At 42.7% G+C, this 22,856-nt stretch carries 27 protein-coding genes; 2 read left to right on the forward strand and 25 right to left on the reverse strand.

Translation table 11 applies throughout. The features are described from left to right. Positions 1-9: 9 nt before the first annotated feature. The 7 genes from ACY3LV_RS05615 to ACY3LV_RS05645 all read right to left on the reverse strand — a co-directional run bounded on the left by ACY3LV_RS05615 (position 10) and on the right by ACY3LV_RS05645 (position 5,505). A complete protein-coding gene (locus ACY3LV_RS05615) occupies positions 10-744 on the reverse strand; it encodes a hypothetical protein (protein WP_087990547.1) in 735 nt (244 codons plus the stop codon). Between the two features lie 21 nt (positions 745-765). Beyond that, positions 766-969, reverse strand: coding sequence for a DUF2768 domain-containing protein (locus ACY3LV_RS05620; protein WP_087990548.1), 204 nt, complete (start codon positions 967-969; stop codon positions 766-768). A 336-nt stretch (positions 970-1,305) separates the two neighbouring features. Then, positions 1,306-2,343 (reverse strand): NAD(P)H-dependent glycerol-3-phosphate dehydrogenase, encoded by a 1,038-nt coding sequence (locus ACY3LV_RS05625; RefSeq protein ID WP_464863505.1) that lies wholly within the window; start codon positions 2,341-2,343, stop codon positions 1,306-1,308. A gap of 17 nt (positions 2,344-2,360) precedes the next feature. Further along, entirely contained in the window at positions 2,361-3,671 is a 1,311-nt protein-coding gene (gene der, locus ACY3LV_RS05630) for a ribosome biogenesis GTPase Der (RefSeq protein ID WP_148961470.1), read from the reverse strand. A 153-nt stretch (positions 3,672-3,824) separates the two neighbouring features. Continuing rightward, positions 3,825-4,019, reverse strand: a complete 195-nt coding sequence (locus tag ACY3LV_RS05635; RefSeq protein WP_087990551.1) for a capping complex subunit for YIEGIA — start codon at positions 4,017-4,019, stop codon at positions 3,825-3,827. Beyond that, entirely contained in the window at positions 4,016-4,909 is an 894-nt protein-coding gene (locus ACY3LV_RS05640) for a YIEGIA family protein (protein WP_148961469.1), read from the reverse strand. The genes ACY3LV_RS05635 and ACY3LV_RS05640 overlap by 4 nt, the downstream gene beginning before the upstream one ends. After that, positions 4,906-5,505 (reverse strand): YphA family membrane protein, encoded by a 600-nt coding sequence (locus ACY3LV_RS05645; RefSeq protein ID WP_464863506.1) that lies wholly within the window; start codon positions 5,503-5,505, stop codon positions 4,906-4,908. Before ACY3LV_RS05645 ends, ACY3LV_RS05640 begins: the two co-directional genes overlap by 4 nt. 77 nt (positions 5,506-5,582) lie before the next feature. Here ACY3LV_RS05645 and ACY3LV_RS05650 point away from each other — a divergent pair, with 77 nt between their 5' ends. Beyond that, positions 5,583-5,714, forward strand: a complete 132-nt coding sequence (locus tag ACY3LV_RS05650) for a YpzI family protein (protein WP_010334754.1) — start codon at positions 5,583-5,585, stop codon at positions 5,712-5,714. A gap of 42 nt (positions 5,715-5,756) precedes the next feature. On the opposite strand, the gene fni is transcribed toward ACY3LV_RS05650, so the two are convergent. From fni to ACY3LV_RS05735, 17 genes are all read right to left on the reverse strand, one after another. After that, positions 5,757-6,806, reverse strand: coding sequence for a type 2 isopentenyl-diphosphate Delta-isomerase (fni, locus tag ACY3LV_RS05655; protein ID WP_148961466.1), 1,050 nt, complete (start codon positions 6,804-6,806; stop codon positions 5,757-5,759). Positions 6,807-6,818: 12 nt separating this feature from the next. Continuing rightward, a complete protein-coding gene (gene rpsA / locus ACY3LV_RS05660) occupies positions 6,819-7,967 on the reverse strand; it encodes a 30S ribosomal protein S1 (protein ID WP_464863507.1) in 1,149 nt (382 codons plus the stop codon). A gap of 232 nt (positions 7,968-8,199) precedes the next feature. Continuing rightward, a complete protein-coding gene (gene cmk, locus ACY3LV_RS05665) occupies positions 8,200-8,874 on the reverse strand; it encodes a (d)CMP kinase (protein ID WP_148961465.1) in 675 nt (224 codons plus the stop codon). A gap of 78 nt (positions 8,875-8,952) precedes the next feature. After that, positions 8,953-9,129 carry a YpfB family protein gene (locus ACY3LV_RS05670; RefSeq protein ID WP_333516930.1) on the reverse strand — a complete coding sequence of 59 codons (177 nt, stop codon included), beginning with the start codon at positions 9,127-9,129 and terminating at the stop codon, positions 8,953-8,955. Between the two features lie 45 nt (positions 9,130-9,174). After that, positions 9,175-9,828: a flagellar brake protein gene (locus tag ACY3LV_RS05675; RefSeq protein ID WP_464863508.1), complete on the reverse strand. Its 654-nt coding sequence runs from the start codon at positions 9,826-9,828 to the stop codon at positions 9,175-9,177. 93 nt (positions 9,829-9,921) lie between these two features. Further along, the gene (gene ypeB / locus ACY3LV_RS05680; protein WP_087990559.1) at positions 9,922-11,274 is read right to left on the reverse strand and encodes a germination protein YpeB; all 1,353 of its coding nucleotides are present in this window, start codon (positions 11,272-11,274) and stop codon (positions 9,922-9,924) included. A 36-nt stretch (positions 11,275-11,310) separates the two neighbouring features. After that, complete coding sequence (gene sleB, locus ACY3LV_RS05685) at positions 11,311-12,222, reverse strand: spore cortex-lytic enzyme (protein WP_464863509.1); 912 nt, start codon at positions 12,220-12,222, stop codon at positions 11,311-11,313. 149 nt (positions 12,223-12,371) lie between these two features. Next, entirely contained in the window at positions 12,372-13,028 is a 657-nt protein-coding gene (gene prsW, locus ACY3LV_RS05690) for a glutamic-type intramembrane protease PrsW (RefSeq protein ID WP_087990561.1), read from the reverse strand. Between the two features lie 120 nt (positions 13,029-13,148). Then, positions 13,149-14,123, reverse strand: coding sequence for a YpdA family putative bacillithiol disulfide reductase (locus tag ACY3LV_RS05695; protein ID WP_333561901.1), 975 nt, complete (start codon positions 14,121-14,123; stop codon positions 13,149-13,151). 109 nt (positions 14,124-14,232) lie between these two features. Then, entirely contained in the window at positions 14,233-15,507 is a 1,275-nt protein-coding gene (gene gudB, locus ACY3LV_RS05700; protein ID WP_087990563.1) for an NAD-specific glutamate dehydrogenase, read from the reverse strand. Between the two features lie 158 nt (positions 15,508-15,665). After that, entirely contained in the window at positions 15,666-16,250 is a 585-nt protein-coding gene (locus ACY3LV_RS05705) for a genetic competence negative regulator (protein WP_148961461.1), read from the reverse strand. 158 nt (positions 16,251-16,408) lie between these two features. After that, on the reverse strand, positions 16,409-17,188 hold the full coding sequence (locus ACY3LV_RS05710) for a metallophosphoesterase (protein ID WP_464863510.1): 780 nt from the start codon (positions 17,186-17,188) through the stop codon (positions 16,409-16,411). An 85-nt stretch (positions 17,189-17,273) separates the two neighbouring features. Next, positions 17,274-17,717, reverse strand: a complete 444-nt coding sequence (locus ACY3LV_RS05715) for a YpbF family protein (protein WP_087990566.1) — start codon at positions 17,715-17,717, stop codon at positions 17,274-17,276. 66 nt (positions 17,718-17,783) lie between these two features. After that, the gene (locus ACY3LV_RS05720; protein ID WP_464863511.1) at positions 17,784-18,518 is read right to left on the reverse strand and encodes a LysM peptidoglycan-binding domain-containing protein; all 735 of its coding nucleotides are present in this window, start codon (positions 18,516-18,518) and stop codon (positions 17,784-17,786) included. After that, positions 18,469-19,071: a CPBP family intramembrane glutamic endopeptidase gene (locus ACY3LV_RS05725; protein ID WP_176365270.1), complete on the reverse strand. Its 603-nt coding sequence runs from the start codon at positions 19,069-19,071 to the stop codon at positions 18,469-18,471. Before ACY3LV_RS05725 ends, ACY3LV_RS05720 begins: the two co-directional genes overlap by 50 nt. A gap of 26 nt (positions 19,072-19,097) precedes the next feature. Next, positions 19,098-20,588: a RecQ family ATP-dependent DNA helicase gene (locus ACY3LV_RS05730; protein WP_464863512.1), complete on the reverse strand. Its 1,491-nt coding sequence runs from the start codon at positions 20,586-20,588 to the stop codon at positions 19,098-19,100. Continuing rightward, complete coding sequence (locus ACY3LV_RS05735; RefSeq protein ID WP_464863582.1) at positions 20,581-21,639, reverse strand: YpbB family protein; 1,059 nt, start codon at positions 21,637-21,639, stop codon at positions 20,581-20,583. Before ACY3LV_RS05735 ends, ACY3LV_RS05730 begins: the two co-directional genes overlap by 8 nt. 265 nt (positions 21,640-21,904) lie before the next feature. Between ACY3LV_RS05735 and ACY3LV_RS05740 the strand changes: the two genes are divergently transcribed. Next, a complete protein-coding gene (locus tag ACY3LV_RS05740; RefSeq protein WP_003225461.1) occupies positions 21,905-22,153 on the forward strand; it encodes a ferredoxin in 249 nt (82 codons plus the stop codon). A 39-nt stretch (positions 22,154-22,192) separates the two neighbouring features. On the opposite strand, the gene fmnP is transcribed toward ACY3LV_RS05740, so the two are convergent. Continuing rightward, positions 22,193-22,765, reverse strand: coding sequence for a riboflavin transporter FmnP (fmnP, locus tag ACY3LV_RS05745; protein WP_464863513.1), 573 nt, complete (start codon positions 22,763-22,765; stop codon positions 22,193-22,195). Positions 22,766-22,856 lie beyond the last annotated feature (91 nt).

The following is a 22,856-nucleotide window of genomic DNA, read 5'->3' on the forward strand; positions in this document are numbered from 1 at the left end:
GAGAAAGGTTCATTCCTTTTTCATATCATTTTCTAAAAAAACAGGTTCCTGTTTGTCATTTACCGTATATTTCACAGAAAACGCCGGGACGAAAGGCGTTTCTTGCCAAATCATATCCTGAATTTCAGATCCGGGCTTAAACGTTTTTTTGCTTTTTTTGAGCCAAGAAGCCAACTCAGTCCGGTAATCGGCATATATTTCTCCGTCTCCGTCAATCATAAGCGGCAAGGAATTCCCTGAGATTGGGCTTGTCACTGTAAGAGAGCTTCCAACCCCCAGCTTCTTCTCATCGAGAGTAAATAAATCACGTGACAGCACATCCTGATAAGGCGGATATTGATGCTCCTGGCGGTACATTTGGACACGCAATTTCACATCGCGGATTTTTTCAGCCATCTTTAGATCAATCAATTTAACAGTCGGATCGTTCTCTACGTCAACAAGCACGTATTGATAGTCTCCTCCGCTTTCATATGCCGTGCTTGGAGGTTCGGCCATATACCTCGGCGCTAAACGGTTAAAGTCTATCGGATATTTTTGATACAGCGGTGTCGACATATCTTTTGTTTGAATGGGAAGCAGTCCTCCATTTGCCTTTTGGAATTCATCAACAGCAGACTGGACCTGCTCTAACTGGTCCTGATAAGGAATGGCATGTACACTGCTTTTCCGCTCATTTGGATATAAACAGCCTGATAAAAACACGACTGCCGCAAAAATCATAGCGCACTTCAGTTTACCCATACAGCACTTCCTTTTACAGCTTTATTCATTGACAGGACCGCTGAATACCACGACAAACACAATAATTCCCGATATGAGCATACACATGTAAGCAAACGATGAAACCGCAATCTTCAGAAAACGATTCCGAAACTTAAACCGGCTTAAATAGATGGACGCTACAGCCAGAAACATCAGACCCATGGACCCCAGTGCAAACCACATTTTCATCAATGCCAGACTCAATGACCTGCGCCTCCCTAATATGTATGATGTAAGCGTTATATTTCATTTTAATATACAGCGCCGGTAAAGATCAACCAGATTTTCCATCCTTTGATAGAATAAAAAACTGAAGCAAAGAGGGGGACCTTCGCTTCAGTCAAATTGACTATATTCACCTGCACGTTTAAGAAACACTCTCTTGGACTTCGATGCTATAGTATGCGACTTGGCATACAGATGCATCCTCTATTGCCTAAATCAGCAAAATGTTTCAGGAGATCCCAAGACTTGGGTGTTCTACTGTTTTTCGGGCTTTCGTTCAATTAAGATATGCGGCCGTCAATACAATTGACACTTTTACTTCACTTGATTTTCAAACGTATTTACCAGATCCTCCATCTCGTGGGTTTTCCCTCTCGCCATTAAAGATTCAACAGCAGTTTCCACTTTTTGTCCGTTAAATAGAACTTGATGGAGTGCTTCTGTAATCGGCATTTTCACATCATATTTCTCCGAAAGCTGGTAAGCCGCTTTTGTCGTACGGACGCCTTCGACTACCATTCCCATCTCTTCAAGCACGTCTTTCAGCTTATACCCTTTTCCGAGCAAATTGCCGGCACGCCAGTTTCTAGAATGAACACTTGTGCATGTCACAATCAGATCGCCCACTCCTGTCAATCCAGAAAACGTCAGGGGATTCCCGCCCATTTTCGTTCCGAGTCTCGCGATTTCGGCAAGTCCGCGTGTAATCAAAGCAGCTTTGGCATTGTCGCCATACCCTAAACCGTCTGTAATTCCTGCGGCAAGTGCAATGATATTTTTTAATGCCCCGCCGATTTCAACTCCGATAATGTCAGGGTTTGTGTACACCCGGAAATTGTGATTAATAAATAAATCCTGCACCTCTTCTGCTGCCCGCATGCTTTTTGAAGATGAAGTAACGGTCGTCGGATGGCGCAGCCCCACTTCTTCCGCATGGCTCGGGCCGGAAAGGACAACAACATCTTTTCTGACATCGCTTGGGAGCTCGTCTTCCATAATCTCAGAAATGCGAAGGAGCGAATCAGGCTCTATTCCCTTGCTGACATGAACAAAGACTGCCTTTTTCGTGATAAAAGGCACAGCCTGTCTCAGCACTTCCCGAATCGCTTTTGTCGGAATCGCAACAATAATGAAATCTGCGTTCGAAACAGCTTTCTCGATATCCGTTGTAGCCTCTATTGATTCCGGCAACTTGACGTTCGGCAAATAATCCTTATTTTCATGCTGATCATTGATTTGATCAATCAGATCTGCACGGTGCCCCCACATGGTTACATTGTGATGATTATCGGCTAACACTAAAGCCAGTGCCGTCCCCCAGCTTCCCGCTCCGAGCATAGTGACTTTTTTCATATTTGCTTCACACCTTTTTATTTTCTAGCTCTCGCAAATATTTTGATTGGTGTCCCTTCAAAATCGAACGCGTCTCTGATTCGGTTTTCTAAAAAGCGTTCGTACGAGAAATGCATTAATTCCGGATCGTTTACAAACACAACGAAACTCGGCGGTTTTACCGCCACTTGAGTCGCATAATAAATCTTCAAACGAGAACCGTTATGAGTCGGCGTCGGGTTCATTGCCACAGCGTCCATGATGACATCATTTAAGACATTCGTTTGAACCCGCAGTGAATGATTTTCACTCGCTTTGATAATCGCAGGCATCAGCGTATGAATCCGTTTTTTCGTTAAGGCTGACATGAATAAGATTGGCGCATAATTAAGAAATTGAAAATGGTCACGGATATTTTCTTCAAATTCTTTCATCGTGCTTTCATCTTTGTCAACAGCATCCCATTTGTTTACGACGATCACGACAGCTTTGCCCGCTTCGTGTGCATAACCGGCGATGCGCTTATCCTGTTCAATAATGCCTTCTTCGCCGTCCAGCACAACCGCAACGACTTCTGAGCGGTCGATTGCTTTCAGCGCCCGCAGTACACTGTACTTTTCAGTCGTTTCATAGACTTTTCCTTTTTTTCGCATGCCGGCAGTATCAACAATGACAAACTCCTGCTGGTTGTACGTAAATGCCGTATCAACAGCATCTCGTGTCGTTCCTGCCACGTTGCTCACAATGACGCGCTCTTCGCCGAGCATCGCGTTCACTAGCGAGGACTTTCCGACGTTCGGGCGTCCGATCAGGCAGAATTGAACCACTTCTTCATCGTATTTCGTTTCAGGAATGTTTTTAAAATGCTCTGCAACGGCATCCAGCAAATCACCTAATCCGAGTCCGTGTGTTCCCGAAATTGGATACGGCTCGCCAAAGCCAAGCGAATAAAAATCGTAAATATCCGCTCTCATTTCTGTGTTATCCAGTTTATTAACTGCCAAAACAACTGGCTTTTTCGTGCGGTACAAAATTTTCGCTACTTCTTCATCAGCAGCAGTCACGCCTTCACGGCCGTTCACCATAAAGATAATGACATCCGCTTCATCCATGGCGATTTCAGCCTGCTGGCGAATCTGCGCTAAGAACGGCTCATCACCGATATCAATACCGCCAGTATCAATTAAATTAAAATCATAATTCAGCCACTCAGCCGAGCTGTATATCCGATCCCTTGTCACACCAGGGGTATCTTCTACTATTGAAATTCTTTCTCCCGCAATCCGGTTAAAGATTGTGGATTTTCCTACATTTGGTCTCCCGACAATGGCTACGACAGGTTTACCCATAGTACCCTTCCTTTCGATCCAGCCGCTTTCATTTTTACATAAATTTTCAACCGGTTATTAAAATCAATTCATTCACTTTTATGAAAAGAAACCCTTCAGAGGAAGGGCTTAACTCATTTATTATATCAGTTTTTACTGGGATCACAACTATTCTTAAAAATGTTTTACGATCAAATACACGTCATCTCCAATTCTGTGCGCTATTCCATCAAGGATCGCCTCAAGATTTTTAGCGAAAAGCTCCATCTCCTTTTTGTCATTGCAAAAAAAGACAGGAGCTCCCCCCGCAGCCCGGTTTCGGTTCGTCGTAATCACAGACAAAATCATTTTCGTAAGAGATTCGCTCATTCTATCACCTTATTCTGGTTCTTGATAAATTCCGTCGGCATTCTGATCGCGTTTTCCAAAGTTGGAACATTGCTGATAATCTGAACAGCTGTTTCGGGGTGGTTAATTTGCGGAAGAACAAAAACTGCCACTCTCCCGTCATTTAAATCGCGTTTTGCAATTGGAGTGAGAGACGGCTCGCCCGAATCCCGATAAACCCCGAGTACATTCGAAACATCAAATAAAATGGCCTGGCGCTGCCCTAAGTTGGCAATCGTCGCTGCTGAATTAAAGTTTTTTGGCGTTAAAATAAATCCCATGCCGTGCTTTAAAATCAGCTCCTGTTTTTCCGGAAGCCCAATATTCATCATATAAATATTATCAACAAACAGTCCCGGACCGTCAAAGTACGGCTTTATGTACTCGATATCTACAATATCCTTCAACACACTGCCCGACATAAATTTCATTGCCAGCAAGAAACAAACAATAGCCGCTATGACCGCAGCCCAAATGGATAAAAGCACATACGCAGAGGTTGTCAAAAGAGCTGTAAAGATCACGATATAATTTCTGCTTTCAAACGCAATCGCAATTCCCTCAATATATGTGCTTCCCCTTGAGACAAGTTCATACGAATCCATTTGCGTCAGTGTGTTACGCTCCATGTTTCGAACATCTCTAAATTGCGTCGCTGCCAATGTTAAAAACGTGATAGCCGTAAATTCCTCCTGCAAAAGCGCCGGCATAATAATGGCCCCTAAACCAGCCGCAATCAGCCCTAGCGCAATGTGAATGACTTTCCCATGAACATAGGTCGGATACTGGCGGTAATCCGTTTTCAGCATATAAAGCCGTGTCGCGACCCCGGCAATGACCCCAGCAATAATTGGATAAATGTAATCACTCATGACATTTTGGTAGCTCCTTTGTTTGATCTTTTGCTCTTTTGACCAATCTGGCTTGCCAGCTGTTCGTATTTCGATATGCCAAACAGCAATATAATACCCGCGGAACACGTATTCAGCCATTGAAAGCCACCGACAGCCAAAGCCCCGGCCAGCTTCTGAATCACAAACGAATACACCAGTTCGCCTTGGCACATCCCTAGCACAAATAATGTAAGCTGTTTCGGGAACTCCCTTTCAACCGAAGCTGTCAAAAGCACTAGTAATATTACGGCAGCCCACTCAGGTTTTATGATAAACCAAACTGGATCATATAATGCAAAAAGATAAACAAACGCATACCCGGCAATAAGCATCAGATAGACCATGAGATAACGAAAACGATACATTCTCAAATACCCTGCATAGACACACCCGCAGAAAAAAAACATCATATAAGCAGTATTTAGGGAAAAATATAAAGTGATGTCATGTATGCTTAGAATCATATTAGTCAAAATAAAGACAGAGACGGCAAATCGCCTTTTCGTCTTTTCAAAAATAAAGGTCGTCAGGACCCATAGAAACCACATTGACCAATGGTAATAAAATTGTTCCATTTTGCTTCCTCCATACTCCCAGTATGGAGCCCGAGCGCTTTTTTTAAACAATCCACCTCACAATAAGGAGTATGATCATGGGAAAAGACAGACAGGAAAAAAAACTCAAAGCTTCTGGCAGAGTCGAATCAGATCGCGACCAGTCCATTCACTATGACGGAGCAACAAGCCTTGAACAAAATGGAAAATTCAAAAAACGAAAATCATAATGCAAAAGCCCAAAACTCATAAGGTTTTGGGCTTTTTATCATTCATCGCACACTATAGCTGGACGTATCAATCCCTCTCTCTGTGAGCCAGTGATGGGTTTCACCTTTGATCACAAGAGGTGTCTTTTGCAAATCAGTAATCGTTCTGGCGCCCAGTACGGTCATAATCATTTTTAATTCGTCAAGGATCAGCTGAACCTCCTCAAGCAGTCCTGCCTCTCCGCTTTCAGTCAGCGCTTTTAAAAAGTGTCCTGCCATTCCGGTGCAAGAGGCCCCCAGCGCTATTGCCTTTGCCACATCAAGCGCATCCTGCAGGCCTCCGGACGCCATCATTGTGCTTGCGGGAAACGCAGAGCGGATTTCCGCCAAACTTGCTGCTGTCGAAATGCCCCACGAGTTAAAAAAGGTGATTTGCCGATGTCTTCGGAGATTTTCGATTTTCGAGAAATTCGTGCCCCCGTAACCGCCGATATCAACAGCTGCAGCACCAGCTTCATAAAGCTTCCCTGCTGATTCTTTGCTCATACCGAAGCCGACCTCTTTCACAATGACCGGCACACTGACCTGACTGCAAATTTGTTCAATACGGTCCAGAGCTCCGCTGAAGCTTCTGTCTCCTTCAGGCATCACAATTTCCTGAATCACATTCAAGTGAATCTGCAGCGCGTCTGCTCCAATCATTTCCACTGCTTCCTTTGCCTGATCAGCTGTCGCCTCGCTTCCCAAGTTGGCAAAAATCAGTCCGTTTGGGTTTTCTTTTCGAACGATTTCATACGAAAAACGCTCTGAGGGATCTTTTAATGCTGACATTTGGGATCCGACAGCAAGAGGTATACCGGTCTGACGAGCCACTCGTGCAAGTGATTGATTAATATCATATGTAAGTTGTCCGCCGCCGCCAGTCATTGCATTGATAAAAATCGGCGAACTGCTTGAAAGTTCGCCGATTTTTGTGGAAATATCTACTTGTTCTAATGCAAGATCGGGCAGACTGGCATGAACAAACGTAATATCATCAAGACCCGTGTCCCGCTTTTGTCCAGTGGACAGGGCATGATTGATGTGTTGTTTTTTCCGTTCTGCTCGAGTCACGTTTATCACCAATTATTTTAGTTTATTCAGCTTATCTCCGATCAGATCACCAAGCTGGAAGCCAGTGCTTGTTTCTTCCTTCGCCTGATATTGACGGTAATCTTCCTGATCGGCTTTAGGCGCTTCTTCAAGTTCACGCATACTTAATGAAATGCGCTCCTCATTTTCATTCACATCAAGAACCTTCACTTTTACAGTCTGTCCTTCTTCAAGGACTTCATGCGGCGTGCCGATGTGTTTGTTGGAAATTTGAGAAATATGAACGAGACCTTCAACACCCGGAAAAATTTCAACAAAGGCTCCGAAGCTTACAAGACGTTGCACAGTTCCTTCAAGCACATCGCCTGGTTTCACTTTCTCGCCGATTTGGCTCCACGGTCCAGGCAGTGTGTCTTTGATAGATAAAGAAATACGTTCATTATCACGGTCAACCGATAATACTTTCACTTTTACTTCTTGTCCTTCTTCAACAACGTCAGACGGCTTCTCCACATGGGAGTGGGAAAGCTGCGAAATGTGTACAAGTCCATCGATACCGCCGATATCAACAAACGCACCAAAATCAGTCAGGCGCTGCACTTTGCCATCAAGTACACTTCCAACTTCGAGAGACTGAAGAAGTTCTTGTTTTTTATTTACTTGCTCACTTTCAACAACGGCACGGTGTGAAAGGATCACGCGGTTTTTATCACGGTCAAGCTCTACAACGAGCAGAGACAGTGTTTTTCCTTTATAATCAGTAAAATCTTCAACGAAATGCGCTTCAACAAGTGATGCCGGAATAAAACCGCGAACGCCGATATCAACGACAAGTCCGCCTTTCACGACATCTTTAACTTCAGCTTCAAACACTTCTTTTGTTTCAAATTTTTTCTCAAGGTCTTCCCAAGCGCGGTCTGCATCAACAGCACGTTTAGATAAAATCAAAGCATCGTCTTCCACTTTTGTTACTTTCAGGTCAAGCTCGTCGTCTACTTTTACAACATCCGATGCTTTCTCTACATGAAGACTTGATAATTCACTGATTGGAATAATGCCGGACTGTTTGACATTGAAAATTTCAACATCCACATGCTTATCTTCTACCTTTGTCACAATCCCTTTAACTACATCTCCAACCTCTGGCACTTGAACATCAATTTGATTCATTTCCTCTGTCATTTGAATAACCTCCTTGGTCCAAACCTACACAGCTTAATTAAAACGGTTTAAAAGCTGGACATATAACATGCCCGCTTTTAGCCGAATATGTATTAAAGAATCATCCAAAAAAGTTTTTTGAATGATCAATAAAAAGTTTTATTAGTATTAACTTCTAATAAAAGGACAGGTTTGTCAAGCAATAACATTCTTTCTTGGCTGAAAAAATCCAAAAAAGTGGCATTCGCTATAATCAGCGGGACTTTTGCTCCACTGCCTTGAGGATTTTATCAGCTACCTCTTGAATGGAAAGAGATGTCGTATCGATTTCAAGAGCGTCTTCTGCTTTGCGCAACGGTGATACTTCGCGCTCTGAATCAAGCTTGTCTCTTCTTGCAATTTCCTCAATCAATGTCTCATAGTTGACATCGTAGCCTTTTTTCACGTTTTCTTCATAACGGCGTTTCGCTCTTTCCTCAACAGAAGCCAAAAGAAAGATTTTCACTTCAGCATTCGGCAGCACGTGAGTCCCGATATCACGTCCATCCATGACGACGCCGCCTTTTTCCCCAAGCTGCTGCTGGCGTTTCACCATTTCTCCCCTGACGCTTCTGTGCTTTGCTGCTATTGAAACTTGGTTGCTGACTTCGTCTGTTCGGATCGCCTCAGTTACATCGGTGCCGTTAACGAGCACTTTTTGTCCTACTTCTGTTGTCATCAGTTCAATGTTTGTCCGCTTTAGCAGCTCAGCCAGTTTTTCTTCATTTGCCAGATCAATGTTTTCTTGCAAAGCCGTGTACGTTATCGCCCGATACATCGCTCCTGTATCAATATATATGTACGATTTCTTCTCAGCCACAATTTTGGCAACGGTGCTTTTCCCCGCAGCTGCCGGGCCGTCAATTGCAATCGATAATTTCTTTTCCATAATTCCTCTCCTTGCTCTTTTCTCCTCTATGGATTGTATCACGAACTTTATGAAAAAGGGTGGAAAATTGATGAATAATTAACGTTTGAAGGTTTCAATCCTATTGTTCTCCTCCATTTTATCCACCCCTTCATATTGAATCACTTTTGATACATAAGGTTCAATATGCTCATAGTGAAAAAGAATCTGGACACCAAGTAAAATGATGGCCTGAATAAACAATAATTTGATTAGCAGCCGTTCAAATGTTTTCATCGGAGCACCTCCATCAACAAATAGTATGGAAGTGTTTGCCGATGTTTATTCCATCCGTGCCTTTCTTCTCTTATTTAACTGGCGCCGGATGCAATATTGAAGCAGAAACTGCTGGTCACTCGATGAGATTCCCGTATACTCAAGGGTCATTTTATGCTTCCCTGTTTTCGGATCGTCAAAGACTCGTCTGACAACGGCTTCTGTTTCTATTTGACGTATGTTTTCATTTTCAGAAAGACTGATAATCAGGCGCAATGATTCCCCGGATTGAAAGGAATGGCCATCCGCTAAAATTAAGGCGATGCCGCCCGCGCTGATATTATAGGAAAGTGTGCTGAACTCTTCCTCAGCTGCGGGCTGCATTCGCACATCCAATACCGCATCAGTTCTCACATACTGGCGGCGCTGGATCCGTTTCACCTTTTCACGGGGAGGCACTTCAAGACAGATCATTTGAAGTTTGTCCTTCACTTTACCTTTTATACGGCTTGTAAAGCGGTAAGGAACTTCGTCTTTGCCCACAAACTCTACCGTTACTTCCATATCGTTATGCAAAATTACAGTTCGCCCTGTAGCTACATCCACCGGGTACGCGATCAAAAGCTCATTGTTTTCGGTGCTTACAGCTTTACTCTTCGCTTTTTTCAATTCATTTTCTTCTATATATTCTAAATGTACATTTTCCCCAATCCCGATCATTAACTTCACTCTTTCGTATTCAATATGCTCACATTTTTATTAAAGCACGTTATGAAAAAAAGGAAAAGACATTTAGTCCTTTCCTCCTGTTTTTTATAGGTCTTTATATATAGGTTCGGCATTTTTTAATTTTTCAACCTTTTCTTCCGAACCATCACTGGCATTTATATACATTCTGAATGTGTCATTTTCAATTGTCCCCAGCATTTCATAGCATAACACTTCTTGGCCAAGTTCATTTGTAATCAAAGCAAGTCTTGTTTCTCTTACTTGTACATTTTTATTTAATTTCGATTTCGCTTCTGCCTCAGTAATGGCCGGCTTAGGTATATTTCTTTTTCTGTGGGATGTTAGGAAGTCCCTTGCTGAAAAGCCGACAACCTCACCGTCATCCAAAGCCACTTTCATGCGAATTGCTTCCGGGTACATCCGGATTTTATTTTCAACAGGAACATATGAAAATACGCCGATTTTATCATATTGGGCACTTTCATCAATTTCCAAATCATCTGTTTCAAATCCGTTTTTCTTTAAAAAGGCGAGCGCGCGGTTCGACCCGTCATTCAAACTGAATTTCTGATTCTTCACTTTTCTGTTTTGGATCAAATATACCGGATGCCCGCCCTTTCTCGTAATATCCATATAAATCGCTGCTTTATGGTCTGGGTCTTTCATGCTGACGCTATATACGTCACGGTTTGTTTTTTTTCCGCTTTTCACCACTTTAATTGAATAATTGTCATCCGGAGCAAAACGCTCAGCAATTTGTTTTGCTTCCTGTTCGGAAATTTGTTTTCCTTTAAGATGGCTGAAGCCCTTCTCTTCTTTTTTGGTGCTGGTGAAACTTGGGCCAAGGTCTGTTCCGGTGGAGAATGCACCGACATTTTTTTCGACGGTTTTAAAGCTGTTGATAATCGTATTATCGCTTTGTTTTTCGTCAGAAGCCAGTGCCATCTCTACGTCCATCCAGCGAAGGTTTTTGCTCATAACAAGGTGCTGAACATGACGCAATTCATTTTGTATATCTTCGGATTGCTGATATAGCTTATTTAGTGATGTATACTCTTTTTTATCTAGCGGCTTTTGCTCCAAATCTCTGACTGACGTTTTATAACTGAAATCGCCGATCTTTGATAATAACTCTTCTGTTTTGTTAAACGGCATTAATGTAAGCGGCAGCTGACTGACACTGTTATGGGCTTCAGATGTAATCCTCCACACATCTACCAATGCAGGTGACAGTGATTTTTGGCTATTCATGGCGAGTGTTGTTCCGATTTTATCGTGAAGCTGATCCATCTGATAGGTAAGTTCATGGAACGCCCGCTGGTAGTTATTTTCAGCATGAAGAAGAACTGCGTCTTTTTCCTGGTGTTCTTTGTATCCCCAGTAGCTTGTACCGACAATTGCAATACCGAGCAACGCGATTAAAATACCTCTGATCATTTATCACACCTCATTTTTATGCTTTCTTATGTCCTGCTACTCACAGAAAACGTGTTTTCCGATTCTCTTGATCTGCGGGCGTCCCCAAATCCATGCGCTGGTCGCTGTATCCGGATTAAAGTAGTACAGTGCTTCCTCGGTTGGATCCCAGCCATTAATGGCATCCAGCACTGCTTCTCTTGCCGTTTCATTCGGCTGCATATAAATTTGCCCGTCAGCCACCGCTGTAAACGCAAGCGGTTCAAAAATAATACCAGCTACTGAATTGGGAAATAACGGACTGTTCAAACGGTTCAAAATAACTGCCGCGACGGCAACCTGACCCTCGTACGGTTCTCCCCGTGCTTCCCCGTAAACCGCTTGAGAAAGCAGCCGAATATCATTGTTGGAAAATCCGCCAGGCATGTTAGCTGCGACCGCGTCCTGTTTTCTTGTTTTTGCAGGTGTGTTGTTTTGCTGTTTATCCGCTTTAGGCTGCTGCGTTGTTTTTTCCGCAGGCTGTTTCTGCCGCGCTTCTGCTTGCTGTCTTGCTTTTTGTGTTGCTGCTTTTGACGGTTTCGTCTGATACTTCAGCGGAATTTTTCCGTAATGCGTGAACGTATTCCCTTTTTGAAGCTGTTCCATGACGTATTCACGATAGTATTTAGATTTAGATATTAAGGTTTGCTTTGTTTTAGCCCCTACAAGGCCGTCAACCTCTTTTAACCCGAATTGATCCTGAAAATTTCGAACTGCCCAGTACGTTCCCCATCCATAAACCCCGTCAATTTTTCCGTTATAGTATCCATTATATTGAAGGCGCGCTTGGAGTTCGATCACATCGTCTCCTGTAGCCCCTCTTTGAATGACCTGATTGGAAAAGGCAGAGATGGTTTCAGTATTGATAAACGTCGTTATTGTAAAGGAAAAAAGGATGAGACATGCCATAATCGTTCCTTTGGACTTCATCTTTTCAAGCCTCCTACAGCAAATTTTTGAGTGTAATCGTATTTTCTGTAACGAGGTTATTTTTATACACTCTTTCCTTGTTATCCCTCAGAACATAAATCTCATTTGATAAATCGGCACACAAAAAGCCGCACGGTTCTGTGCGGCTTCTATACTTGCATCATATTGACGGAACGGGCTTTTTTCGCTTTACGCAAACCAAACCACCATAAAAACAACATAAATGGAAACATATAATAAATCCAATTGCTGAGTGCTGTCAGAATAAAATCATACGATCCATGCAAAAGTGACGGAACAGCTAAAGAAAGAATAAGCCACTTCACACGCGCCTTATGAGCGGAAAAACGGGCTTTCCCAAGGTAAAATCCCATAATAACACCTATCAAGGCATGGCATGAAACTGGCAGCAGCGCCCTAACAAACGCATGCTCCACACCGTGGCCGATTAAGTAAAGAATATTTTCGAGAGTTGCAAAACCGAGCGATACACTGGCCCCGTACACAATCCCGTCATAATGCTCATCAAAGTGGGCGTGCGGGTATACACTGACCATCAGAATAAACCATTTCAGTGATTCCTCCAAAAACCCCGAAGTCAAAAAAGAAACGAAAAAGCTTCCGCCTCCCACATTTTCTTTTTCAAGCACGTACTGGATAAACATTGTGGGAAATACAAGAACAACTCCCAGAAAAAACGAACGAAGCACCATATGTACAGGTTCATTATCATACTGATCTTTTAAATAAAAATAACTTAACAGCGCGATGCCGGGAGCGATTCCTGCAGAGATGATTGCAAACATCAGGCAACCTCTTTCCTTTATATTCCTAAGTCTATCCTACCATGTTGTTTATGATTTTACATCTGTCTGAACTTAAAAAAAACAAAAAGAGCATACGAATTCTTCATATGCTCCCCTTCTTTAATAATTTTCTCTTTTGGCGATTTCCGCTGCGATATGTCCCCCGTGAAATCTGCCGTTTTCAATAAATATTTCATTTGCATTGTTCCCGGCAACAATGACCCCGGCAATAAAAATGCCTTCAACGTTTGTTTCCATCGTTTCTTCATTAAAAAATGGACGTCCTGTTTCTTGATCAATTTTAACACCCATTTTTTCAAGAAATTGATGATCGGGATGATAGCCTGTCATGGCAAATACAAAATCATTTTTAATGGTAATGAGTTCCTTCTCGCCGGAGCGGAATACCACTTCATCCTCGGTGATTTTTTCGACACAAGCCCCAAATTCCATGCGGATGGTTCCGTTTCTGACGAGCGACTCAAATTCAGGCAGGATCCACGGCTTAATGCTTGGCGAATACTCATTGCCCCTGTATAAGACTGTGACACGCGCTCCAGATTTCACGAGTTCAAGCGCAGCGTCTACGCTTGAATTTTTGCCGCCTATGACGACGACATCTTTATCAAAGTACGGATGGCCTTCTTTAAAATAATGGAATACTTTTGGCAAATCCTCACCGGGTACGTTCATATAGTTTGGGTGATCATAATAGCCTGTTGCAATAATACAATACGGTGTCGTGTAAGTCCCTTTTGACGTCTCTATAACAAAAGAATTGTTTTCCGCTTTCGTGACTCTATGCACCATTTCAAACGCATTGACACGGATGTTTTTCCGTTTGACAACTTCCCGGTAATACGACAAAGCCTGAATTCTGACAGGTTTTCTGTTTTCCGTAATAAATGCCACGTCTCCAATTTCAAGCTTTTCACTTGAGCTGAAGAAGGTTTGATGCGTCGGATAATTGTAAATGCTGTTAACGACATTGCCTTTTTCGATGACGAGGGCATCAATGCCAATTTGTTTTAGGTGAATGGCAGCAGATAGTCCACAAGGTCCTCCGCCAATAATTATTGCTTTTTCTTGAATCATTTCCGTCAACTCCTGCGATTGGCATTTCACTTCATATTTTTATATTTCCGAATAAAAAAATCTCCTATTTTATCATAGGAGATTTTTTATTTTTATGCAAATTATCAACTTATATCCAGCCTCTAAAGCGCGAAGCTTCAGCCATTTTGCGAACACCGACCATATAAGCAGCGAGCCTCATGTCAATTCTTCGGTTTTTAGCCATTTCATAAATATTGTTAAATGATTTGATCATCATTTTTTCTAATTTTTCTTCTACCTCTTCTTCACTCCAGTAGAAGCCTTGGTTATTCTGAACCCATTCAAAATATGAAACCGTTACGCCACCGGCGCTTGCCAGTACGTCTGGCACAAGCAGAATGTCCCGGTCTGAAAGAATTTTTGTTCCTTCAAGCGTTGTTGGCCCGTTTGCCGCTTCAACGACAATTCCAGCCCGGATATTATGGGCATTTTCTTCTGTAATTTGATTTTCAATTGCGGCAGGAACAAGGATATCACAATCCAGCTCCAGCAGCTCCTGGTTCGTAATAGTATCGTTGAAAAGCTTTGTTACGGTACCGAAGCTGTCGCGGCGGTCGAGTAAGTAATCGATATCGAGGCCTTCCGGATCATAAAGTCCGCCATACGCATCTGAGATGCCGACAACCTTTGCTCCCGCATCATGCATAAATTTAGCTAAATAGCTTCCCGCGTTTCCGAAGCCTTGAACAACGACACGCGCACCATTAATATCAATGCCTTTTTTCTTTGCCGCTTCTTTAATACAGATCGTTACGCCTTTTGCTGTCGCAGATTCTCTCCCGTGAGATCCGCCAAGCACAAGCGGCTTGCCCGTAATAAATCCAGGCGAATTAAATTCATCAATTCTTGAATACTCATCCATCATCCAAGCCATGATTTGTGAGTTTGTAAATACATCCGGTGCCGGCACGTCTTTTGTCGGGCCGACAATTTGGCTGATTGCTCTGACATACCCTCTGCTCAGACGCTCCAGCTCTCTAAACGACATATCCCTTGGATCACAAACAATTCCGCCTTTACCACCGCCATATGGAAGATCAATTATGCCGCATTTTAAACTCATCCAAATAGAAAGCGCCTTCACCTCTTTTTCTGTTACGTTCGGGTGAAAACGTATCCCGCCCTTCGTCGGACCGACAGAGTCATTGTGCTGCGCACGATAACCTGTGAAAATCTGTACTGAACCGTCGTCCATACGAACAGGTATTTTTACCGTTAATAATCTCATCGGCTCCTTTAACAGTTCGTAGACTTCTTCGGGATATCCTAATTTTTCCAGAGCCTTATGTATTACGGTTTGGGTTGATTTTAATACATCAAGTTTGTCCTCTTCTGTATGACCGGTGTTTCGATCGGCTGCCATTTGAGTTAACCTCCTAGAATCTTCTGTTTCTCACATGCTCCCTTTCAGAGAATAGTATACACCTTCATATGATCTATGCATAGAATAAACGTTATGTTTTTCCATGTTTTTTAACTCAAAAAAAACTGCTGTGAAATCAGCAGTTTTCCGTTGCATTTTTATAAAAAATGAGTCTGTATCGTCTCAACAGCATTATCGTCCATAATAAGCTTACCATACTCTTGCAAGCGATAAATCGTTAAAGTTGTCGGATTGCCGTATTCAGCCAGAACCGACACAACTCCCTCAGCCGTATGTGACCCCAGGTCTTCAAGGCTTAAAAAGTACTGTCCCTCATAGTGGTAGACAGTCCCCCCTGTGATACCGATTCGCTGTAAGCTTTCTGAAAGCTGAATGATATCTTCAAAGGAATGGAATTGATAAATGATATCCGCGCTTTCATCAAGCTTGACTTGCATTTCGATGTAATCATCATCATACTCATCGTCTTCGGAATCTGCTTCTTGGTTCTTTGTTACGATCACAACCATCCCTTGTGCTTGGAGAGAATACACTTCCACTGCAATCGGTCCATTCGCTTCAAAGCCGAGCTCTGTATTAGCTTCATTCATCATATCTTTAAATAACTGGTGGACTTTAAATGAGTCCTTCCAGAGGTCTTCTTTTGTCAATCCCCGGTCTGTCAAATCATCGAGGGTTAAAAAGATTTTAATCTTATTATAATTCAGACGCTCAAGCCGCATAACGTTCCCTCCTGCCTCTACTTGCACACAAATCATATAACACATTATATGAGATGATGAGTCATAGGTTCTTAATTGTTATCAGTTTACACTGAGTTCACTAGTAAGACAAGCACAATGCAGTTTTTATTGCCTTATTGATTTTTGCTTTTGAGAAGTTATTCTGGCGCGCAAAGAGTTACAATATGTGTTTCCGGCTCAGCACCTAAACGAAGAGGCACTTTTGTCGTGCCATATCCGTTGCTGATCAGATACGCCGCATGTTTAACAATACCTGTTTTTCCAAGCTCATATGGGCCGAATTTCCCAAACCTGATCTGACCGCCATGGGTATGTCCGCTGAATATCGCATCAATACCGTCGGTTTCATTGATTTGTTCGTGGATTTCCGGGTTATGGCAAACCAGAATATTCAGCTGGCTTTTGTCGAGCTCTTTAATGGCTTCCTCATAATGATCCATCTCCATCTTGATATCATCAACTCCCGCAATCGCAATCGTATGCCCATTGTGCGAAAACGAAATTGATTCATTCCTCAGGCTGATGACACCGTACGCTTTGAATATGGAATACAGCTGATGCTGTCTGACTTCATAATCATTATTTCCCCACACAAACACGACAGGGACCCCAATATTTGAGAGCCGTTTGATGTTTTCCTCGATTCTCGTACTGGGCACCCCGCCCTCGGCTAAATCACCGCCGATAATAACCAGGTGAGGGGCATGACTACGCGCTTTTTGTAAAAGGTCTTGATCGATGGAACGTTTATGAATGTCCGAAATAAAAAAGATTGTAAGAGGCAATTTGCCCTTCATTTTTGATAAAAGAAACGTATGTGTTTTCAAATGGTTGCCTTTTGCTGTTGAATACATTTTTGCCGTCATAGCCGCTGCGGCAACAGTTAGCACACCGGCAATTTTCACTGATAGCTTCATAAAAACTCTCCATTCTTTTTAGAACTTACCAATAAGACGGACAATAAAAAAAAGACGTTTCTATCGTTTGAGAAAACGCCCCATTTTATTTACTTTCAAAATATAGATTAATATCATATTTGTGCTTCATCATTTGAAAAACAGACTCTCTCGCCTTCCATTTATCCGGCTGCGGCCAAAGATCAGTGCTTTTCTGAATAATTTCGCATCTCAGTTTATGGAAATCGCCCTCAGCTTTATCTTCCTTTTTCTTAAAATAAAATGAAGTGCAGTATGCAAAAGCGGTGGCCATCATCCAAAATAAATAAAAGGTACGGCTTAGCATTTCTTGAAGAACGAGCTGAGGCGCCGGGCTTTTGATCATGATCATAAGACATAATAAACCCAAGCAAATGAGTGAAGCCCATCGCCATCTGCGGCATTGCGCTGCATAATTTTCAAATTTTTGTTTTCGTTTCACCAGCGCTTGGAGCATCTGTTTGGTCGGCGCATCTGTAAACTGATCGAGCTGATTCCATAAGGATTCCATACGCTTCACACCTTGTCCATTTTCATTGCTACAATATATGAGCGTGAATTAAAAAAAATGCCCTATTCATCCATCAAGGGGGATGTCCAAAACTTGTCCGGTGTATACTTCATTTCCATTCAAATGATTATACGCACGGATTTTTTCTTCTCCCGACCGGCTTTTATAATATTTCATGGAAATGCGGTACAACGTTTCTTTCTTTTGGACGGTGTGCTTAACTACTCGTTTCGCCTTAGATTGAACTGGTTCTGCCGGCTGCTGTTCTTTTTGGGCTGCTGTTTGTTGGGAAGAGGAAGCAGCCGCGGCGGTTGCTTCCTCCTTATTTTCTGAGTCTTCTGTTTCCGCTAAAGCAGGCTGTTTTTTATCAGTTGTTGTTTTTGCCGGCTCTTTCGCCTTTGTATCCTCAGACTTTTTTTTGGACGCTTGCTGCAGTGCAGTCTCTTTGGTGTCTTCTTTGGTGTCTTTTTTACCCTCTGATTTCGGTACAACCTCATATTTGCTTTGGCTGCTGTCGATAAAAACATCTTCATAATCGTCACGGTGATCCGGGTGGTTTTTTAGATAAAATAAACTGACTAAAACGATAACCGGCACAAATACAAATAATACAGCGAGCACAGTGAATAATGGCGTTTTTGTTTTACCTTGCTTTTTTTTCTGTTCTCTTTGATTTTTTACAGATTGTCTTGTCCGAAGGCTTTCTCCATCATCATCGAAATATTCGTCCGCCAAGGCGGCGTTTTGATCTTCATAAAGATTCTGGTTTTTTCTTCGCTCTACTCTCGACATGTTCGTCATGTTTATCCCTCCTCACATGTTCAAAACGAATCTGACAGGCAAACACGGCATCAATGATAAAATGCGCCGTCATCGGAACAAATAAGTTACCGGTCCATTCATACATCAGTCCGAGCAAAAAGCTGATTGCTGTCACCATGATAAATAACAGCCATTTTGACAAATACCGAAAATGAAGAACGGCAAATACAAGGCTGGCCGCCCATAAACCGATATGAGTCTGCAGCACTCCTCTGAATAACATTTCTTCCGCGAAAGCAATCAGAAGCGTTAAAAATATAATATGAGGGATTGACCTCTTACTGAATATTTTTTTATTGATTCCCCCGTCATCATATAGATGGGGCGGGCACCATTTCATCACTGCCATATCGGCTAAAATCACAATAACAGCAATAGAAACACCGTACCATATGATTCGCATATCGCTAATATCCCAGAGTTTTAGTACGTCTCTGACATCCTTAAAAAAGAACAATCCTGCTGCAGCTGCGGCGATGAGGATCAGAAGCTGCGTCAAATATAACTGCTTCAGCATATCACGGTCTGACATTTGCTGAATGAAATCCTTTTGCTGTTTCAGTCCAGTTCACCTACAGTCTGCAAGCTGAATATTCGGTGCAATTCCGAACTCCAGCTGTCTAATGAAGCCTTTTTATTCCGTTCTTCTTTTTGTTCATACAAGGATAGATCGAAACCGCAATGAGAACAGCACGGGAGGTTTCCGTCCTCAGGATCGTATGATTCATCAAAATAGGTTAACAGCGATTGTCTTATACAGCCATCACGCTGAAGCAGCAAAGATACACGGCGAACTTTTTCCAGCTTAAGTTCCATGCGATAAGAAATCTCCCGCTTCACCAGTTCAATTGATGTTTTGCCCTGCATAAAGAGATGTATCATCATACGGCCTTGGGTCTCTCCGATATCATATTGCATTAATAAGTCACGCAACCTTCTCTCATCCCGCTCCTCCGTCTCCTCAAGCACACGGATCACATTGGCGATTTCTTCAGCTGTAACACTCTCCATTTGGATAATCTGCTCCTGAAGTTCAAAATCCCCTGGCGCCCGCAGCAAAATGCTGACACTCGGTTTTCCATCGCGTCCCGCTCTGCCGATTTCCTGCATAAAAGCTTCAGCCGTTTGCGGGAGGTGAAAATGGATCACATATCTAATATCAGGTTTATCGACACCCATTCCAAACGCATTCGTACAACATATCACATCAAGCTGGTTATGAATAAACTGCTGCTGAATTAAAATCCTGTCGCCAGATTCCATACCGCCATGGTAAAAGTCGGCTCTGCTGCTCGTTTTGCTTTTAATTTCACCCGCTAATTCCTCAGCCCATTTCCTTGTCGGACAATAAACAATTCCCGGACCTTGCAGGTTTTCAACCAGCTGAATGACCCTATCTATTTTTCCGACAGTATCAGCCGCATGTTCAACCCTGAGCGCGATATTTGGACGATTGACTGAGTTGAGATGCCGTTCGGCATGCTGCAGCTCAAGCAGGTCCGTGACATCTTGCAGCGTAGCCTTTGTAGCTGTAGCGGTCAATGCCAGAACCGGCGGGTGCCCAAGTTTTTTTCTCAGCTGTCCTAGCTTTGAATAGTCAGGCCTGAAGTCATGCCCCCATTCAGATATACAATGCGCCTCATCAATAACAAATAGGCTGATCGAGACGCTTTTCAATTTCTCCAATACATATGGGGACTGCAAAGCCTCAGGAGACAAGTATAAAAATTTATAGCGATGAATATGATCTAAAACGAATTGTCTCTGCTGCATGCTTAGCATGCTGTTCAAAGCTGCCGCACGCTTTTCGCCCCGCGCCTTCAGCTGCTGTACCTGATCCTCCATTAAGGAAAGCAATGGAGAAACGATTAATACCATGCCGTCATGCATATAGCCAGGCAGCTGGTAGCAAAGCGATTTTCCTCCCCCAGTCGGGAGCATCGCAATGGTATCCTTCCCGCTAAGTATGCTTCTAATAATGTCCTCCTGCCCTTTTTTAAAGGAAGTAAAACCAAAAAACTGATATAACGTTTGCTGTAATTTAGTCATATTGCTGCACCTGCTTTGTCAATGCCAATCTGATTTGAAAATAGCTGAACCGCTGTTCCATCCCGTCGCGAATTTGTTTGATTTTGTTCGTTCTCATCCGTTTGGCAAACTCTGCAATTTTGAGCTGGTCTTCCGCTGATACATAGTCATCTATCTTAAACGCAGGCTCGTGGAGAGAAATCTCGACAATATGGTCTTCGATCGTCGCTGTTTTCAGCTTTCTGATTTCTGCAATTCGCTGTATCGGGATCCCTTGTTTGACCATCTGCCATGTTTTTCTCGTTGACTCTGTCAGGGCATTCTCAACATGCACATCAGAGAGGAGGTCCTTTAACAGAGAATGTTCACATTCCGGAAGAGAATGTATAAAATAATGTACGGAAGCCCAAAACATGATATAAACATACCATTCATCTTCTTTCAGCGTGTCAGCAAGCTGTCTGCTCGTATAGCCGATCCTATCGTGCGAGGTTAAAGAGTAGACAAAAATTTTCGCTTCTTTGTCATCAATCTTATACAAATGCTCCTCCAGCATGGCAAAAAAGCTGCGTGCCATCTCTATATGATCCGTATGGCGGGAAAGGTATTTCTTTACCCAGTGAAGCGTCTTATAATCCTTTGTGACAGGGATATACCGCCTGCTCCCTTGCAGTTTATTAGATAAGACCTGCACAAGCAGGGAAAGCCTTTTCCAAAGCACACCGGCAGCCTGCTGGTAATAAGCGCCGTGGCAATGAACAGGCCAAGGCCATTCATTGAGAGCATAACTCAATGCCGCTGCGCCGCTGGCTGTCACTTTATATGTATCTGTTTCAGCCATTGGTTCGAGATATGAATGCTGTTCGAGCTTGGTGATTGACGCTAAAATATCGCTTCTCGAACATTTCGGCGCCATTCCAAAATATTTTGCAGTCTGAAACAAGCCGGCGTCTTGAATGGTTTGTGACGATCTTTTGCCTTTGAATAGGTGAAAAACAGCGCTTCCCGAACGTTCTCCGTTTATTTTGCAAAGGCAATCGAGAACCATAATATCGAAGTAATTTAATGACAACCTATCCACCCACATTCTTCCTGACAAAAATCGTTGATTTGCTCTTTTTATTTTAACAGATTTTAAACAGAAATCGACGTTTAAAGTCATCGTTAGGGGGGATGTTATGTAGATAACCCCTTATGTGATAAGCATTCTCAATCATTTTTCTGTTGAAATGTGGCAGCAACATCATTACAATAAGTAAGAGGAATAGGTGTTAAATTGATTAAATATAAAGATTGATCCATTTGTTCCACCAAGAACAATCTGGGAGGTTTTATTCATGGCAAAGTACACAATCGTAGACAAAGATACATGTATTGCATGCGGCGCTTGCGGAGCTGCTGCACCAGACATTTACGATTACGATGATGAAGGCATCGCGTTCGTAACGCTTGATGAAAACAAAGGCGTTGTTGAAGTTCCTGAGGTACTGGAAGAAGATATGATTGACGCATTTGAAGGATGTCCTACTGATTCCATCAAAGTGGCGGATGAGCCATTTGAAGGCGACCCGCTTAAATTTGAATAGAAGTATGGAAAAAGCTCCCCTGCGGGAGCTTTTTATATTTTAATGGATATGAGCGCTTCGCTGCTGTTCAATCCATGGCTTCAACTTGACGAAAATAAGTGAGAAAACAATCGTAATCACAATGCCTTTTATGATGTTAAACGGCAGAATACCAGCGACGACCGCTGTTTTCAGCGCGCTGTCGGATAATGCCGGCGAATGTAAAAACCACGTGTAAGCCGGAAGAAACAGTACATAATTTAAAATACTCATCAAAACGGTCATCGCTGCAGTTCCCAGAAGCAGACTGACAGCAATCCCCTTTGCTGAGCTCAGCTTTTTAAATAAGAAAGCAGTCGGCAAGATAAAGAGTGTTCCTGCGATAAAATTCGCAGTCTGCCCGACAGGAACTCCGGCCATGCTTCCCTGAATGATATATTGAAGAACGTTTTTTATCGCTTCGACGGCAATTCCCGCCAAAGGACCGTAAATCAGAATGGCAATAATAGCGGGCACGTCGCTAAAATCAATTTTCAAATAATCCGGAAGTCCCGGAAACGGGAAATTTAACAGCATCAAAACAAATGCAATGCTGCTCAGCATACTGATCACAACTAATTTTTTCACTTTCACTTCACTCTCTCCTTTTCGATCACATCTTACTCGAAAACGGAAAGGTTCTTTTCCAGCCAATCAAAAAACCGCTTCATCTAAAAAAAGCGGG

The sequence above is a fragment of the Bacillus sp. 11C genome (assembly GCF_055486375.1).